We start from the raw sequence: 15,593 nt of genomic DNA, 5'->3' as shown, positions 1-15,593 counted from the left end.
CTCAGAACTGCTTGTGCGGCACGTCGGTCACCAGGCCGCCGTCCATGATGAACTCGCTGCCCGTGGCGTAGGAGGCTTCGTCGCTGGCCAGGAACACGACGAAGGTGGCGACTTCGCGGGCCTCGGCCGGCCGCCCCAACGGGATGGTGACCATGTCCTCCGGCAGGTGAGCGGTCATCGGCGTCCGGATGAAACCCGGGTGCACCGAGTTCACCCGGATGTTCAACGGCGCCAATTCCAGGGCCGCAGATTTCGTGATGCCGCGCACTGCCCATTTGGACGCGACGTAGGGATGCACCATCGGCGCGCCGCGGATCCCTTCGATCGAGGAGATGTTGATGATCGACCCACCGCCGGCCTCGGTCATCGGGTCGACCACGGTGCGCATGCCCAGGAAGGTTCCCGTCAGATTGACGTCGATGACCTGCTGCCACTTGTCCATCCGGAATTCGCGCAGAGGTCCGGCCGCGACGATGCCGGCGTTGTTGACCAGCACGTCGAGCTTGCCGAACTCGCCGGTGGCCGTCGCAACGGCGGCTTCCCACTGATCGATTTGGGTGACGTCGAGGTGGACGTAGCGGGCCGCGGCACCGATCTGGGCGGCCAGCGCTTTGCCTTCCTCGTCGCGGATGTCGCCGATCACCACCTTGGCGCCCTCCTCGACCAGCAGCCGCGCGTCCTCGGCGCCCATTCCCCGGGCACCACCGCTGATCAACGCGACCTTGCCGTCGACCCGTCCTGGTCGTTCCATGTGCAGCCAATCCCTTTCGTTTACGTGACGACTCGACCGTTGGGCGCGAAAAGCCCCTTCCCGGTGACCAATGGCAGGTCCAGCGTGCTTCTGATGCCGGGCGCCGCGGCCACCACATCCGGTATGGAATTCACGATCCGGCCGGCGGCGCCGGCGATCGCGGCGTGGTTGTGGTCGCCCTTGCGACTGGTAGGCACGATGTCCACCGCGTAGGACGGTTCCCCGGTGATCTCCACCCGGTATGAGCCGGTGCCGGCGGCGGGCTGAGGCAGGTCGGGTCGCAGGTCCGGGCGCAGCCGGGTGATGTGCTCGATGACGATCGCGGGGCGACCCTGGGCCATACCGCGGATCTCGAATTGCAGTACCGCCAGGGTGCCTTTGGCCACCCGGCCAACCGCGATGTCGAAATCCTCCGGAGCCGGCTCACGCTGATAGGACTCGGTGATCTCGTCGATCTGGATTCCCAGGCCGGCGGCAAGCTGCCTGATCGGAGTTCCCCAGGCGATGCTGAGCACACCAGGTTGCAGCAACATGGGAACCTCGTCCAGGGGGCGGGCGAACCCCATGTAGTGCATGACCTCGGCGCCGTTGTAGCTCGCGTAGTCGTGAATCTCCATGCACCGCACCGCCTCGATGCGCTGGCAGGTACCGGCCAGGGCGAACGGGATCAGGTCGTTGATGAAACCCGGGTCGACGCCGGTGATGAAGATGCTCGAATTACCCTGCTGTGCAGCCGCTTCCACCCGCGCGATGTACTTCTCCGGCATCACCCCCCACGGGTACTGCAGCAGACCGGGCGAGGACCCGACGACGTTGACACCCGCGGCCAGGATGCGCATCACATCGGCCATCGCTTCCGGCAGCCGGGTGTCGCCCATCGCGCAGTAGACGACGCACTCCGGCTGGCCGGCCAGCAGCGCGTCGAGGTCGCTCCCGGCTTCGACGCCCGTCCGGACGGGCTCGTCCAGACCCACCCCGCACAATTCGCCGGCGTCCCGCCCCACCTTGTCCGGGTTGGACACGCAGACTCCGGTGAGTTCGAACGCCGGGTTGGCGATCAGCTCGGCGAGCGCCAGCCCGCCGACATTGCCGGTGCCCACGTGGGCGACGCGAATCGCCATGAGTGTCCTCCGTCCCCACAACGCTGTGCTTTTCTAGACACTAGTCCATAAATTTGCGGGACCACACCGGCACTAGTGTGTGCGCTATGTCGCCGCGCGAAGACGTCCGGTTCACGTCCGGCACAGACCGGGTCAGCGCCTGGTTGTACCGTCCCGAAACCGGCGGCCCGGCACCCCTGGTGGTGATGGCACACGGGTTGGGCGCGGTGCGCACGATGCGGCTCGACGCCTACGCCGAGCGATTCAGCGCGGCGGGGTACGCCTGCCTGGTCTTCGACTACCGCAACTTCGGCGACAGCGAGGGCCGGCCCCGTCAGCTACTCGACATCGAGATGCAGCTCGCCGACTGGGCGGCGGCCGTCGAGTACGCACGCACCCTCCCCGGGCTGGATGCGGACCGAATCGCCCTGTGGGGCACTTCTTTCGGCGGCGGCCACGTCATCGAGTCCGCAGCGCGGCTGCCGGGCATCGCCGCCGCGGTGGCGCAGTGCCCCTTTACCGACGGCATTGCGTCCGTCGCGGCGCTCAACCCGTTGACAGCGGCCCGCGTCACCGCGCTGGCGATACGAGACCTGCTCGGGGCACGACGGGGAAAGCCGCCGGTCATGATCCCGACGGCGGGCATGCCGGGTGAGGTCGCCCTGATGACGGCACCCGACGCGTACCCGGGCTACCTGAGGCTGGTGCCCGACGGCGTGGAGTTGCGCAACGAGGTCGCCGCCCGGATCGGGTTGAAGGTGTTGACCTACCGCCCCGGCCGCAGTGCCGCCCGGATCTCCTGCCCGATCCTGTTCTGCGTGTGCGAAACCGACTCGGTGGCCCCGGCCGGACCGACACTTCGTTACGCCGCCAAAGCGCCGCGCGGTGAAATCAAGACGTACCCCGAAGGCCATTTCGCCATCTACGTCGACGACGCTTTCGAGCGGGTCGTCACCGACCAGATCGCCTTTCTGGACAAGCATCTGCAAACCATCGACAAATAAGGGCCGAAACGCCGGAATTCCCCGCTGCACGGCTCTACTCTCTGTTGATACCTAATACCTGCGGTTGCGGGTAGTTCGTGGTGCACCGGACGGGGGCCGGTCATCAGGAAGGACGGGGAGATGCCGTACTTGCTCACTGCCCCACAGACGCTCGCGGCGGCGGCGACCGACGTGGACGGCATCGCCGCGGCGATCGAGGCCGCCAACGCGGCCGCGGCCGCCCGGACGTCCGGGGTGGCGGCGGCCGCCGGTGACGAGATCTCCGCGGCGATCGCCGGTCTGTTCAGCGCCTACGGCGACGAGTATCAAGCCGTGGTCCGGCAGGCTTCGGTGTTCCAGAGCGAGTTCACCGCAGCGCTGGAGAACGCCGCCCGCGCCTATGCCCAGGCCGAAGCCCTGAACGGGACGTTGCTCAACGGGTTCCAGTCACTGCTTGCGCAGCCCACCACCGCCGCTGCGCCCGCGGCGTCGCTGGTGAACCCGATCACCGCACTCATCATGGGCGGCACCAACAATCCGCTGCCCGAAGCCAAGTACGTCACCGACGTCTTCACCGGGTTCGTCAAGCCGCTCTACCCGGGGTCCACTCCGCTGGGCTTGTTCACCCCCCAGCAGTTCTGGCCGGTAACTCCCGACCTGGGCAACATGACGTACACCGAGTCGGTCGCCAAGGGCGTGTCCCTGCTCAACAACGCGGTCAACGCCGAGCTGGCTGCGGGCCAGGACGTCATCGCCTTCGGCTACTCGCAGAGCAGCTCGATCATCAACAACTACATCGTCAACCTGATGGCGGCCGGCTCCCCGCACACCGACAGCCTGGCCTTCGTCCTGACCGCCCCCGGCAACAACCCCAACGGTGGTCTGCTCGCCCGCTTCCCCGGCTTCTATCTGCCCTTCCTGGACGTGCCGTTCAACGGTGCGCTCCCGGCGGGCAACCCATACGAGACGTACGTCTACACCGCGCAATACGACGGCATCTCGCACGTGCCGCAGTACCCCCTCAACATCCTCGCGGACATCAACGCCCTGATGGGCTACTTCTACGTGCACGGCGACTACCCGGACCTGCTGGCCACCGACGCCGTGCAGTTGCCGACGTCGCCCGGATACAACGGCAACACGAAGTACTACATGTTCCTGACGCAGGACCTGCCGCTGGTGCAGCCGATCCGGGACATTCCCTACGCCGGTCCGGTCTTTGCCGACCTGTTGCAGCCGCCGCTACGGGTGATGGTCGACCTCGGCTACAACTACGGCTACGCGGATCTGCCCACCCCGGCCGGGCTGATCAACATCCCCAACCCCTTCGCGGTCGCCTACTACCTGGGGCAGGGACTCCTGCAAGCGCCGTACGGCGCAGCCGTGGAGATCGGGGTGCAGGCCGGCCTGTGGGGTCCGGAATACTTCCCCGACGCCTATCCCTGGGTTCCCTCGGCCAACCCCGGGCTGAATCTCTATTTCGGCCCGCAGTTCAGCCAGCCCCCGGTGACCGCGCTCTCGCTACTCAGCGGCGTGCTGGGCAACGGACTGCGCGTCTTCCCGCCGATCCTCAACTGACGGACTCAGGACGCGGCGTGTACCTGCTTGCTGCCCCAGAGTCGGTCGCGACGGCGGTTACGGACATCGGCGCCATCGGCACGGCCGTCGAGACGGCCCGTGCCGCAGCAACGGCCCGGACGTCCGGGCTGATGGCGGCGGCCGCAGACGAGGTGTCGGCGTCGGTCGCGGGTCTGTTCAACGCCTATGGCGAGGAATGTCACCTGGTTCTGAGCCAGGCGACCGCGTTCCAGCACGAGTTCGCCCAGGCCCTGGCCAACGCCGCCACCGGCTACGCACGGGCAGAGGCCCGCAATGCGGCCCTGCTGAGCGGTGCGGCCCAATCGCCCCCGGCGTTGCTGGCGGACCCGATCACCGCGCTGATCATGAGCGGCACCAGCAACCCGACGCCCTCGCCCAGGTACATCGCCCAGATCAGCGCCAAATACATCCAGCCATCGTTCGCCGGCGCGATTCCGCGAGGCCTTTCCACACCGGAGCAATTCTGGCCGCTGACCCCCAGACTCGGGGACCTGACGTTCAATCAATCGGTGGCCGAAGGCGTGACGATTCTCGACGCCGCCATCAAAGCCGAACTGCTCGCCGGAAACGATGTGATCGCCTTCGGGTTTTCGCAGAGCGCGTCGATCGTTCACCACCAGATCGTCAACCTGATGGCCACGGGCGCGCCTTACCCGGACGACCTGGCCTTCATGATGATCGGCTCGCCGAACAATCCGGGCGGCGGCATACTGGCCCGCTTCCCGGGCTTCTACCTGCCGATCATGGACGTGTCGTTCACCGGTGCGACACCGGCGAACACCCCCTACCAGACCGCGATCTACACCGCCCAATATGACGGTGTCGCCCATGCCCCGCAGTACCCGCTGAACATCCTGTCCGACCTCAACGCGATCATGGGCTACTTCTACGTACATAACGTCTATCCGACGCTGTCGCCGGCCGAGCTCGCCGACGCGGTGTTGCTGCCCACGTCGCCGGGCTACACCGGCAACACCGAGTACTACATGATCCTGACCCAGGATCTCCCACTGCTGCAGCCCGTTCGCGACATCCCGATCGTCGGTCCCCCACTGGCAGATCTGGTCCAGCCGCCACTTCGTGTGCTGGTCGATCTGGGTTACGGGGATTACGCGGCGGGCGCCAATTACGCGGACATCCCCACCCCGGCCGGCCTGCTCTCGATTCCCAACCCGGTCACCGTGCCCTACTACCTGATCAAGGGCGCGCTGCAGGGGCCGTACGGCGCGGTGGTGTCGATCGGGGACGCAGCCGGATTGTGGGGCCCGGAATACTATCCGGACAGCTACCCGTGGGTGCCGTCGGTGAACCCGGGCCTCAATATCTTCATCGGCCAGCCACAGGTGACGGCGCTCTCGATGCTCAGCGGCGGGCTCGGCGACATATTGCGCACCATCCCGCCGGTCTGCAACTGACGCCGCTTCACGGTCCCAGCGGAGCGGTGGTTCGGATCTCCTCGTCGCGAATCAGTCCGCGCAGCAGCGCGGTGCTGAACTCGGCCGCGATCTCCTTGGCCGTGCGCCGCCCGCTCGGCCGCAGCCAGCGGTAGCTGCCCAGCGTCATCCCGATGTAGCCGAGCGCCACCACGTGCGAGTCGCACTCGTAGAACTCGCCGCTGGCGATGCCGCGGTCGATCAGACCGTGTACGTGCTCGTACACCTGGGCTTCCTTCTCGCGGACCTCGGCGACCTGTTCGGAGGTGAACCACTCGGTGATGTAGGGCTGCTCCTGGAAGTAGACGGCGGCACGCTCGGGATTACTCGCGATGCCGGTCAGCAGCCGGACGGTGTACTGATACAGCGCCTCGCGGGCCGTCCAGGACGGATCGTCGTGCACGGCGGCCAGCGTCCCCTCGGCGGCCTGCCGGTAGATGTCGAACAGGATCAGCGCCTTGCTCGCGTAATAGTGGTAGACCGTGGCTTTGTTCAGCCCGATCACATCCGCGACGTCGTCCATTCGGGTGCCGTGATAACCGCGGGCGGCGAACAGCTTGGTGGCGACGGCCAGCAACTCCTCACGGCGGGTCGGACCACTTCCGGATGCCATCTGCACTCACCCTCGTCGCTGCCGGCGGGGGCCCGGACGACCCCCCGACACGGCTGGTTATCAATCAACTAGTTGGACAGTTTAGGCAGGGCCGCGCCTGTCGCAGCGACGCGGATAGGACTACACTCGCAAACCGGGCCCCGTGGTGAGTCGATCAGCAGTCGAGAGGTGGAGTGATGGACCCGAGTCCTGACTACGACGCGAGCGACGAGATCGAGTTCTTCTTCAGCTACCTCACCTGGGGTTTGCGCGGCGTCGAGTCCGGTAACGGATATCCGCCGCCGGGTTACCCGCCCGTCTGATCGTCGGCTACCACAGCGGAAAGTCCACGCCGTGCTCGGTCGCCGGGCGCGGCCCGAACAGGCGGCGTTCGGCTTGGCCGATCGGGATGTCGTTGATGCTGGCTTCGCGGCGGGCCATCAGACCTTGTGCGTGGAATTCCCACAGTTCGTTGCCGTAACTGCGGAACCATTGTCCGCTGTGGTCGCGGCACTCGTATTGGAAGCGCACTGCGATGCGGTTGCCCGCATAACTCCAGAGGCTTTTGCGCAGTGAATAGTCGAGTTCGCGTTGCCACTTGCGGGTGAGGAAGGCGACTATCTCCGACCTGCCGACGATGTGTTCGTCGCGGTTGCGCCATTGGGAATCGCTCGTGTAGGCCATGCTGACGAGTTCGGGATCGCAAGTGTTCCAGGCGTCTTCGGCGGCCTGAACCTTCGCCGCTGCGGATTCGCGGGTGAAGGGCGGAAACGGGGGTCGCACATCACCATCTAACCCGCGAGCAGAGTTGTCCTATCGTGGCGGTCATGGACTTCGCAATGTCGGCCAAAGCCAGTGACTATCACACACGACTGTCCGACTTCATGACCGAACACGTCTTCCCGGCGGAGGCCGACTACGACAAGTACCGCCACGAAGCCGGCCCGAACGACTTCAGCGTGCCGCCGGTCATCGAAGACCTGAAGGTCAAGGCCAAGGAACGCGGCCTGTGGAACCTGTTCCTGCCGGCCGAGTCGGGACTGACCAACCTCGAGTACGCACCGCTGGCCGAATTGACGGGGTGGAGCCTCGAGATCGCACCCGAAGCGCTCAACTGCGCGGCGCCCGACACCGGCAACATGGAGACGCTGCACCTGTTCGCCACCGAGGCGCAACGCAAACAGTGGCTCGAACCCCTGCTGAACGGCGAGATCCGCAGCGCATTCTCGATGACGGAGCCCGCGGTGGCCAGCAGCGATGCGCGCAACATCGAGACCTCGATCGTGCGCGACGGCGCCGACTACGTGATCAACGGCCGGAAGTGGTGGACATCGGGCGCGGCTGATCCGCGCTGCAAAATCCTCATCGTGATGGGCCGCACCAATCCCGACGCGGCCAGCCACCAGCAGCAGTCGATGGTGCTGGTGCCGATGGACACGCCCGGCGTGACGGTCGTCCGTTCCACGCCGGTGTTCGGCTGGCAGGACCAGCACGGCCACTGCGAGATCGTGTACGACAACGTGCGGGTGCCGGCCGCCAACCTGCTCGGCGAGGAGGGCGCCGGCTTCGCCATCGCCCAGGCGCGGCTGGGCCCGGGCCGCATCCACCACTGCATGCGCGCCCTCGGCGGCGCCGAGCGGGCGCTCGCGCTGATGGTCAGCCGGGCCAACAACCGGATCGCGTTCGGCCGCCCGCTGGCCGACCAGGGCTTGGTGCAACACGCGGTTGCCAAGTCCCGCAACGAGATCGATCAGGCCAGGTTGTTGTGCGAGAAGGCGGCCTGGACCATCGACAAGCACGGCAACAAGGCGGCTCGTCTGCTGGTCTCGCAGATCAAGGCGGTGGCGCCACAAGTAGCCTGCGACGTCATCGACCGTGCCATCCAGGTGCACGGCGCGGCCGGGGTCAGCGACGACACCGTGCTGGCCCGGCTCTACGGCTGGCACCGCGCGATGCGTATTTTCGACGGCCCCGACGAGGTGCACATGCGCACCATCGCGCGCACCGAGCTGGGACGCGAGCAGTCCGCGCTCGCTGCGGCGGTTACCACTCATGGCTGAGGTAATCCGGGAACTGCCCGGCGCGTGGAACTTTCGCGACGTCGCCCAGACCACGACCGGACTGCGCCCCGGGCGGCTGTTCCGGTCCAGCGAGCTGAGCAAGCTGGACGACGCCGGCCGCGCAGCGCTGCGGCAACTGGGGATCACCGACGTCGCCGACCTGCGCTCGACCCGCGAGGTCAACCGCCGCGGCCCGGGCCGGGTTCCGGAGGGCGTCGACGTCCACCTGTTGCCGTTTCCCGATCTCGCCGACGACCAGGGCGCCGACGATTCCGAAACCAACGAAGCGCCACACGAATCGGCGTTCAGACGCTTGCTGACCGACGGCGATGCCGATGAATCCGACGAGGCCATCGAAGCCAACGCGGTCCGGTACATGACCGAGGAGTACCGGGCGTTCCCGACGCGCAACGGCGCCCAGCGTGCGGTGCACCGGGTGTTCACGTTGCTGGCTGCGGGACGTCCGGTGCTCACGCACTGTTTCGCCGGCAAAGACCGCACCGGTTTCGTGGTCGCGACGGTGCTCGAAGCGGCGGGACTGGACCGCGACGAGATCGTCGCCGACTACCTGCGCAGCAACGACGCGGTACCGCAGTTGCGCCACCAGATCACCGAGATGATCGCGCAACGCTCCGACGTCGAACTCACCCCGGAGGTGGTCACCTTCACCAAGGCGCGACTCTCCGACGGAGTTCTGGGCGTCCGCGCCGAATACCTCTGGGCCGCATGGCGAACGATCGAAGAGTCGTTCGGGTCACTGGACGCCTACCTGCGGGAGGCGGGCGTCACCCAGGCCGACGTGGCGCGGCTGCGAGGGGCACTGCTGGGCTGAGCCGGACGACGTTCTATGAGTCGGGCCAAAGGCCAGACATCCTCGCGCAATCCCTCTACCCTCAACGCATACCGGCGGCCTGAGGAATGGCCGGATCGGCCGGTCCCGGTGCACCAGGAGGGATGAAGGTGTCTTACGTATTCGCGCAGCCGCCGGCGTTGGCAGCGGCGGCGACGGAGTTGTCCGGGATCGGCGCGGCGATCGGTGAGGCCGCGGCGGCCGCGGCGGCTCCGACGACAGGATTGATGACTGCGGCCGCCGATGAGGTGTCGGCGGCCATCGCCAACCTGTTCGGCGGGTACGGCCAGGAGTTCCAGTTGGTGAGTGCGAAGCTGGGCGCACTCTACGAAGGCCTGGTTCAGAACCTGACGGCCACGGTGAACTACTACGCCAACGCCGAGGCGATCAACACGGCGCAGTTGGTGCAGAGTGTGACCGCCGGGCTGTACCAACCGACCTCGCCGCCGGTGTTCCCACCCTTCACCGGAGATACCATAGCAATTGCCATGGGCGGCACGGGAACTCCGATTCCGGGACCCGTTTACCTCGACGCCGTCAACACGCTCTTCATTCAGCCGAACTCGCCGGGCGCGATCCTGACATCGTTGGTGACCCCCGAGCAGCTGTATCCGATCACCGGCGTGCGGTCGTTGATCTTCGCCACCTCGGTGCAGGAGGGTCTGCAGATCCTCGACACCGCGGTCTGGAACCAGCTCAACGCCGGCAACCACGTCACCGTTTTCGGTTATTCGCAGAGCGCCGTCATCTCGTCACTGTTGATGGAGCACTACATTTCCCTCGGCCCGAACGCCCCGCTGCCCAGTCAGGTCAATTTCGTCCTGATCGGCAACGAGATGAACCCCAACGGGGGCATCCTGGCGCGCATTCCCGGGCTGAACATCTCGACGATCGGTCTGCCGTTCTACGGCGCAATGCCGGACGGTCCCTACCCGACGACCACCTACACGATCGAATACGACGGCTTTGCCGACTTCCCGCGCTACCCGCTCAACATCATCTCCGACATCAACGCCGTCTTCGGCATTCTCACGGTCCACACCACCTACGCCGACCTGACGCCGGAGCAGGTCCAATCGGCCACGCTGCTGCCGACGCAGGGTACGACGCAGAACAAGTGGTACATGATCAGCCACCCGGACCTGCCGTTGCTGGACCCGGTGCGGGCCATTCCCGTGATCGGTGATCCGATCGCGGCACTGGTTCAGCCCAATCTGAAGGTGATCGTCAACCTCGGCTACGGCGACCCCAATTTCGGTTATTCCACCAGCCCCGCGAACGTACCGACGCCATTCGGACTCTTCCCGGACGTTCCGCCGGGTGTCATCATGGACGCCCTGGCCCGGGGGACTCAGCAGGGCATCGACGACTTCATGGCAGAGGTGCCGATCGCGCTGACCACCGTGCCGGTCATCGAACCGCCCGCATTCCCGCCACTGATTCAGGCTTACCTGCCATCGCCGCCACCTCCGACCCCTGCGACGCTGGTCAATATCGCCAACACCTTCGCATCGGTGGTCTCAACCGGTTACTCGGTGCTGCTTCCGACGGCCGACCTGGTGACCGCCTTCGCGACCACCCTGCCCGCCTATAACCTGGAGCTGTTCCTGAGCCAGCTTGCTCAGGGCAACATCAGCCAGGCGATTCAGCTTCCGCTCGCGGCCACCGCCGGTCTGGCGGCGCTGGGCGGCATGATCGAATTCATCGCGATCGTGGAGGCGGCGGCGGAGATCACGCAGGACTTGCAGAGCCTGCGCTTCTGACCTCAGAGGTCCGGCCCGATGACATATCTGAGCGCCCAGCCCCAGGTCCTGGCAAACGCTGCGGTCGAGTTGGAAGGAATCGGCTCGGCGGTCAACGCCGCCGTCGCAGCCGCAGCGGTCCCCACGTCGAATGTGGTGGCGGCCGCCGCCGACGAGGTGTCGGCGGCCATCGCACGGATGTTCGGCGGCTACGGCGCCCAGTGCCAGACCGTCATCTCGCAGGTCGCGGAGCTTCAAGACGAGTTCAGTCGGTTACTGGCCGCGGCCGGGTTCGCCTACCCGGAAACCGAACTGGCCAACGCTGCAACGGTCGCCGCGACTCCGCTGAACGGACCCACCGTCAGCCTGATCATGGGAGGCAGCGGAAATCCTTTGCCCCCGAACAAATTCGTGCAAGGCGTGCTGAATTACATCAGCCCGCAATTCGGCGGCACCGGCCCGCAGGTCCTGTACACCCCCGAGCAGCTGTATCCGCTGACCGGCGCCAAGAGCCTGCCGCTGAACACCTCGGTGACCGAGGGAGTCGCCATGCTGCACGAAGCGATCATGGGCGAAATCGGCCGAGGAAACAGCGTTGTCGCCGTTGGCTATTCGCAAAGCGCAATCCTCGCCTCGATGGAGATGCGCAACCTCGCCGGCATGCCCGGGGCACCCGGCGCCGACCAGCTCGGCTTCGTGCTGCTGGCCAATCCGATGAATCCGAACGGCGGGCTGCTGTCCCGTTTCGCCGGTTTGACCCTGCCGAGCATCGGACTCGACTTCTATGGCGCGACACCGTCGGACACGATCTACCCCACCAGCATCTACACCTACGAATACGACGGGTTCGCCGACTTCCCGCGCTATCCGCTCAATATCGTGTCCGACCTGAACGCCATTGCGGGTATCGCCCTGGTGCACAGCAAGACCCCGTACGTCAACATCGACGCGCTGCCGCCCGGCGACCTGGTGCAGCTGCCGACCTCCCCGGGCTACGAGGGTAGTACGAAGTACTACATCATCCGCAACCACGACCTGCCGCTGTTGACCCCGGTGCGCGCAATACCCTTGGTGGGCAACTTCTTCGCGGATCTGGTCGAGCCTAACCTGAGAACGATTGTCAACCTGGGCTACGGCGACGCGGACTACGGATATTCGACCGCACCCGCGGACCTTCCCACACCGTTCGGGCTGTTCCCGGCGATCGACCCGGTCGACTTGACCGCCACGCTGGTTCTTGGCACCCACCAGGGAATCACCACTGCCACATCGAATCTCGCGATCCCGGACCAGCCGGTCGAGGCCGACCTGTCGGCGTTGGGCCTCTTCCAGGCTTATACACCGCTTTCCATGCCGCCGCCTGAGCTCTTCACCGTCCCGACGTCTATCCCCGGCCTCGTCGGCAGTGTCCAGGCGGCCAACACCTACCTCACCAACTCGTTCACGACGATAACGTCCCAGACGTACGCGATCCTCCTGCCCACCGCCGATCTGCTCAACGCAGCTGCCACGTCGTTGCCGTCCTACAACCTCAACCTGTTCCTGGACGGCGTCGATCAGGCCGCCGCCGGTGACCCGGTGGGCTTGATCAACGCGATCGGTAAACCGATCGCTGCGAGCACGGCGTTAGTGACTGCCGGGCTGGGCCTGGAAGCCCTGGTGGTGTTGGGCGCAGTGGTCAGAGACTTCTGACGCGTCGCCAATTGTTCTGCCGTTGAACCTATTACACGATCGTCAAAGAACGTGAACTCCGGACAGCCATAGCCGCGTCGGCATCCGCTCACTTCGGAACTGACCAGGTCTTGGTCACAGGGCAAGGGGTGGGTGATGACGGCGGCCAAGCTCCGGGGTAAAGGCCCGGCTGCGGCCGTCGGACGGTTGGTGACGAGGTGCCGGCGCCATCGCGACCCCGTCCGGACGTTCGGGTCGGATTACAACAGGTGAGAGCCTAATTCGCGTTTCTCTGATCTCTTCATCCGCCAAGACCAGGCAATAGGTGAATATGCCAGAAGGGCAACGGTCTGGCCACGGTGGCCGGCGGGGTGCAGTTCCTGGTGCTTGCCGAAGCGGCTTTCAACACGTTGCCTGACATCCTTTCGCTGATCCCCTGACGCTGACCACAAATTCGGGCCGCAAAAGCATCATGCGGCCGGCCGGACCGTTCTAGTCTGACAACTGCCGGATTTCGGGTTGCCCGGCCGCGCTGGAAATACCTGGCCGTGAAGGGACTAGCTATGTCGTACTTGACGACTCAACCGCAACTGATGAGCGTCGCCGCCGAGAATCTGGCCGGCATCCAAGCCGCCCTCACCGAGGCCAATGCGGCCGTCGCCGGTCCGACCACCGGTTTGGCCGCTGCCGCAGCCGACGAGGTATCGGCGGCGGCGGCGCAGATGTTCGGAGCGTTCGGTCAGGAATACCAGGCGGTCATCGGCCAGGCGGCGGCGTTCCACGAGCAATTCAATCGCGCGTTGTCGGCGGCCAGTAGCGCCTACGCCGAAGCGGAGATTGCGAACGCCGCGCAGGTGCTCGGAACCGCGGCTGCCTCGCCGATCGAGGCACTGTTCGCTCCGCTGCTTGCCCCGGTTCAGTCGCTGCTCGCGCCCGTGCAGTCAGCGCTCCTGGCCCCCTTTCAGTCGTTGTTCGGCGCGCCCGCCACAGGCGGGGGCGGTGTGGTCGTCACAGAGGTACCGCCCTCGCCGTTTGGGCCCTACGACGTCGCTTTGATCATGTCCGGCAGTGGCACGCCGATCCCGCCGCCGTCCTACCTGACCGATATCCGGCCGTGGATCACGGCGGCATTCGGAGTGAACAACCCGGTCTCGATCGGTCTGAGCACTCCGGAGGGGCTGTACCCGCTGACGGCGATCAAAGACTTGACACTGCAGGTCTCGGTGGACCGCGGCGTGCAAATACTGCACGATGCGCTTTTCGGCGCCAACGGGTTGATCTCCACTGGCGAACAGAGCGTTTCCGTGCTGGGCTACTCGCAGAGCGCGATCCTCGCCTCGCTGGAGTTGCGCAACCTGATGGCCACGGGAATGGTTCCCTCCCCGGATGTGCTCAGCTTCACGTTGTTGGGCAATCCGATGAACCCCAACGGGGGGCTGCTGGCCCGCTTCCCCGGCCTGTCCTTGCCGGCCATCGGTCTGGACTTCTACGGCGCCCAGCCGACGGGCTCCGGCCTCCCGGTGAACACGTACACGCTGCAGTACGACGGATACGCCGACTTCCCGAAGTACCCGCTCAATTTCCTGGCGGATCTCAACGCCTTCCTGGGCATCCAACTGGTGCACGGCAATTACCCGGATCTGAACCCGAACGCGTTGCCGCCGGGCTACGAACTGGTCCAACTGCCGGTATCTCCCGAGAACAACGGACTCGATCAGTACTACATGATCACCTACCCGGGCCTGCCGTTGCTGGAGCCGATCCGGGCAATCCCGCTGATCGGAAATCCATTGGCGGACTTGGTGGAACCCAACTTGACCTATCTGGTCAACCTCGGCTACGGCGACCCGAACTACGGCTACAACACCGGATATGCCGATGTGCACACCCCGTTCGAATTGTTCCCGCCGATCCCCGCCACATTCGTCAGCGACCAGATCGCCCTCGCCGGCCAGGGACTCAATGCCTTCGCGGGCCACTTCACCGCCCCGGCACTGCCGGCGCTCTCGCTGCCGGAACTGTCCGCCCTGTTGCCGACCGGCGGCGGCAGCGGCGGCCTGTCCCTGCCGTTCTCCCTGCCAGGTGCAACCGGTTCCCCGATCAGCGGCATCATCGACGGCATCCAGGCTGCGAACACCAACATCACCACCGCCATCACCAGTGCTGCGGCCGACACCTACGCAGTCGCGCTGCCGACAGCCGACATCGTGAACACGCTGCTGACCACCGTTCCGTCCTACAATCTCAACCTGTTCCTGGACGGCATCGAACAGTTCGCCAATGGTGACCCGGCCGGCCTGATCAACGCCTTCGGGAAGCCGATCGCGGCCAACGTGGCGGTGGGGACGCTGGCCGCCGGCTTTGAGTTCGTGGTGTTGTCGGATGCGATCAGCGACGTCATCGACGACCTGACCGGCATCGCCACCTACACGCCGCCTTCGTAACGGCACCGTCAGGCGAAGCCGCCCAGCCAGGTGGTCAGCGCGTACAGGCCGGCATAGGTACCCACGGCAATGGCGAGCGCACCGAGCAACCGCCGGCGTGCCCGCCGGGCGCCCGCGATGCTGCACTGGTTGCGCCGGCGCAGCTGCCACCACACCAGCGTGGCGAACACGGCCGCCCCACCCAGCCGGAACCACCAGGCGTAGTTGTCATAGAGATTGTTTGCCCACGCGAAAGCCGTTGCCGCACCGATGATTCCGATCATCGCCAACACGGTCGGCCCGACGCAGCACAGGATGCCGACCGTCCCGGCGGCAATGCCGATGCGCCACATCGGGACGTCGGCGGAGCCTGGGCCCACGTCGGACGG

Annotated in this window: 14 protein-coding genes; 9 read left to right on the top strand and 5 right to left on the bottom strand. The window is 66.0% G+C overall.

Going from position 1 to position 15,593, the window contains the following annotated elements; all coding sequences use genetic code 11:
- Position 1: 1 nt before the first annotated feature.
- On the bottom strand, positions 2–751 hold the full coding sequence (locus tag AC5Y7D_RS06130) for a glucose 1-dehydrogenase (protein ID WP_499922409.1): 750 nt from the start codon (positions 749–751) through the stop codon (positions 2–4).
- A 20-nt stretch (positions 752–771) separates the two neighbouring features.
- Positions 772–1,872 carry an NAD(P)H-dependent amine dehydrogenase family protein gene (locus tag AC5Y7D_RS06125; protein ID WP_499922408.1) on the bottom strand — a complete coding sequence of 367 codons (1,101 nt, stop codon included), beginning with the start codon at positions 1,870–1,872 and terminating at the stop codon, positions 772–774.
- Positions 1,873–1,958: 86 nt separating this feature from the next.
- Here AC5Y7D_RS06125 and AC5Y7D_RS06120 point away from each other — a divergent pair, with 86 nt between their 5' ends.
- The 3 genes from AC5Y7D_RS06120 (at position 1,959) to AC5Y7D_RS06110 (ending at position 5,848) form a co-directional block, all read left to right on the top strand.
- Positions 1,959–2,855, top strand: a complete 897-nt coding sequence (locus AC5Y7D_RS06120) for an alpha/beta hydrolase (protein WP_499922407.1) — start codon at positions 1,959–1,961, stop codon at positions 2,853–2,855.
- A gap of 120 nt (positions 2,856–2,975) precedes the next feature.
- Positions 2,976–4,412: a PE family protein gene (locus tag AC5Y7D_RS06115; RefSeq protein ID WP_499922406.1), complete on the top strand. Its 1,437-nt coding sequence runs from the start codon at positions 2,976–2,978 to the stop codon at positions 4,410–4,412.
- 17 nt (positions 4,413–4,429) lie between these two features.
- Positions 4,430–5,848, top strand: coding sequence for a PE family protein (locus AC5Y7D_RS06110; protein WP_499922405.1), 1,419 nt, complete (start codon positions 4,430–4,432; stop codon positions 5,846–5,848).
- 7 nt (positions 5,849–5,855) lie between these two features.
- Here the strand turns inward: AC5Y7D_RS06110 and AC5Y7D_RS06105 are convergent, their stop codons facing one another.
- Positions 5,856–6,479, bottom strand: coding sequence for a TetR/AcrR family transcriptional regulator (locus AC5Y7D_RS06105; RefSeq protein ID WP_499922404.1), 624 nt, complete (start codon positions 6,477–6,479; stop codon positions 5,856–5,858).
- 173 nt (positions 6,480–6,652) lie between these two features.
- Between AC5Y7D_RS06105 and AC5Y7D_RS06100 the strand changes: the two genes are divergently transcribed.
- Positions 6,653–6,781: a hypothetical protein gene (locus tag AC5Y7D_RS06100; RefSeq protein ID WP_499922403.1), complete on the top strand. Its 129-nt coding sequence runs from the start codon at positions 6,653–6,655 to the stop codon at positions 6,779–6,781.
- A gap of 7 nt (positions 6,782–6,788) precedes the next feature.
- On the opposite strand, the gene AC5Y7D_RS06095 is transcribed toward AC5Y7D_RS06100, so the two are convergent.
- Positions 6,789–7,241, bottom strand: coding sequence for a nuclear transport factor 2 family protein (locus AC5Y7D_RS06095; protein WP_499922402.1), 453 nt, complete (start codon positions 7,239–7,241; stop codon positions 6,789–6,791).
- 56 nt (positions 7,242–7,297) lie between these two features.
- On the opposite strand from AC5Y7D_RS06095, the gene AC5Y7D_RS06090 reads away from it, so the two are divergent.
- From AC5Y7D_RS06090 to AC5Y7D_RS06070, 5 genes are all read left to right on the top strand, one after another.
- Positions 7,298–8,518 (top strand): acyl-CoA dehydrogenase family protein, encoded by a 1,221-nt coding sequence (locus AC5Y7D_RS06090; RefSeq protein WP_499922459.1) that lies wholly within the window; start codon positions 7,298–7,300, stop codon positions 8,516–8,518.
- Complete coding sequence (locus tag AC5Y7D_RS06085) at positions 8,511–9,350, top strand: tyrosine-protein phosphatase (RefSeq protein WP_499922401.1); 840 nt, start codon at positions 8,511–8,513, stop codon at positions 9,348–9,350. The genes AC5Y7D_RS06090 and AC5Y7D_RS06085 overlap by 8 nt, the downstream gene beginning before the upstream one ends.
- Before the next feature lie 128 nt (positions 9,351–9,478).
- Positions 9,479–11,131 carry a PE family protein gene (locus tag AC5Y7D_RS06080; RefSeq protein WP_499922400.1) on the top strand — a complete coding sequence of 551 codons (1,653 nt, stop codon included), beginning with the start codon at positions 9,479–9,481 and terminating at the stop codon, positions 11,129–11,131.
- An 18-nt stretch (positions 11,132–11,149) separates the two neighbouring features.
- The gene (locus AC5Y7D_RS06075; protein WP_499922399.1) at positions 11,150–12,802 is read left to right on the top strand and encodes a PE family protein; all 1,653 of its coding nucleotides are present in this window, start codon (positions 11,150–11,152) and stop codon (positions 12,800–12,802) included.
- Between the two features lie 542 nt (positions 12,803–13,344).
- The gene (locus tag AC5Y7D_RS06070; protein ID WP_499922398.1) at positions 13,345–15,225 is read left to right on the top strand and encodes a PE family protein; all 1,881 of its coding nucleotides are present in this window, start codon (positions 13,345–13,347) and stop codon (positions 15,223–15,225) included.
- Positions 15,226–15,233: 8 nt separating this feature from the next.
- Here the strand turns inward: AC5Y7D_RS06070 and AC5Y7D_RS06065 are convergent, their stop codons facing one another.
- On the bottom strand, positions 15,234–15,584 hold the full coding sequence (locus AC5Y7D_RS06065) for a hypothetical protein (protein ID WP_499922397.1): 351 nt from the start codon (positions 15,582–15,584) through the stop codon (positions 15,234–15,236).
- Between the last annotated feature and the right edge of the window lie 9 nt (positions 15,585–15,593).

This window comes from Mycobacterium sp. NGS49 (assembly GCF_059812565.1).
Note: the sequence above shows the minus strand (reverse complement) of the source record. Positions and strands in the feature narration are given on the sequence as shown.

Bases quoted from the DNA above. Each gene is read 5' to 3' on its own strand.
- AC5Y7D_RS06120 (WP_499922407.1), top strand. From the start codon at position 1,959: ATGTCGCCGCGCGAAGACGTCCGGTTCACGTCCGGCACAGACCGGGTC.
- AC5Y7D_RS06115 (WP_499922406.1), top strand. From the start codon at position 2,976: ATGCCGTACTTGCTCACTGCCCCACAGACGCTCGCGGCGGCGGCGACC.
- AC5Y7D_RS06070 (WP_499922398.1), top strand. From the start codon at position 13,345: ATGTCGTACTTGACGACTCAACCGCAACTGATGAGCGTCGCCGCCGAG.
- AC5Y7D_RS06075 (WP_499922399.1), top strand. From the start codon at position 11,150: ATGACATATCTGAGCGCCCAGCCCCAGGTCCTGGCAAACGCTGCGGTC.
- AC5Y7D_RS06125 (WP_499922408.1), bottom strand. From the start codon at position 1,872: ATGGCGATTCGCGTCGCCCACGTGGGCACCGGCAATGTCGGCGGGCTG.
- AC5Y7D_RS06130 (WP_499922409.1), bottom strand. From the start codon at position 751: ATGGAACGACCAGGACGGGTCGACGGCAAGGTCGCGTTGATCAGCGGT.
- AC5Y7D_RS06085 (WP_499922401.1), top strand. From the start codon at position 8,511: ATGGCTGAGGTAATCCGGGAACTGCCCGGCGCGTGGAACTTTCGCGAC.
- AC5Y7D_RS06090 (WP_499922459.1), top strand. From the start codon at position 7,298: ATGTCGGCCAAAGCCAGTGACTATCACACACGACTGTCCGACTTCATG.
- AC5Y7D_RS06105 (WP_499922404.1), bottom strand. From the start codon at position 6,479: ATGGCATCCGGAAGTGGTCCGACCCGCCGTGAGGAGTTGCTGGCCGTC.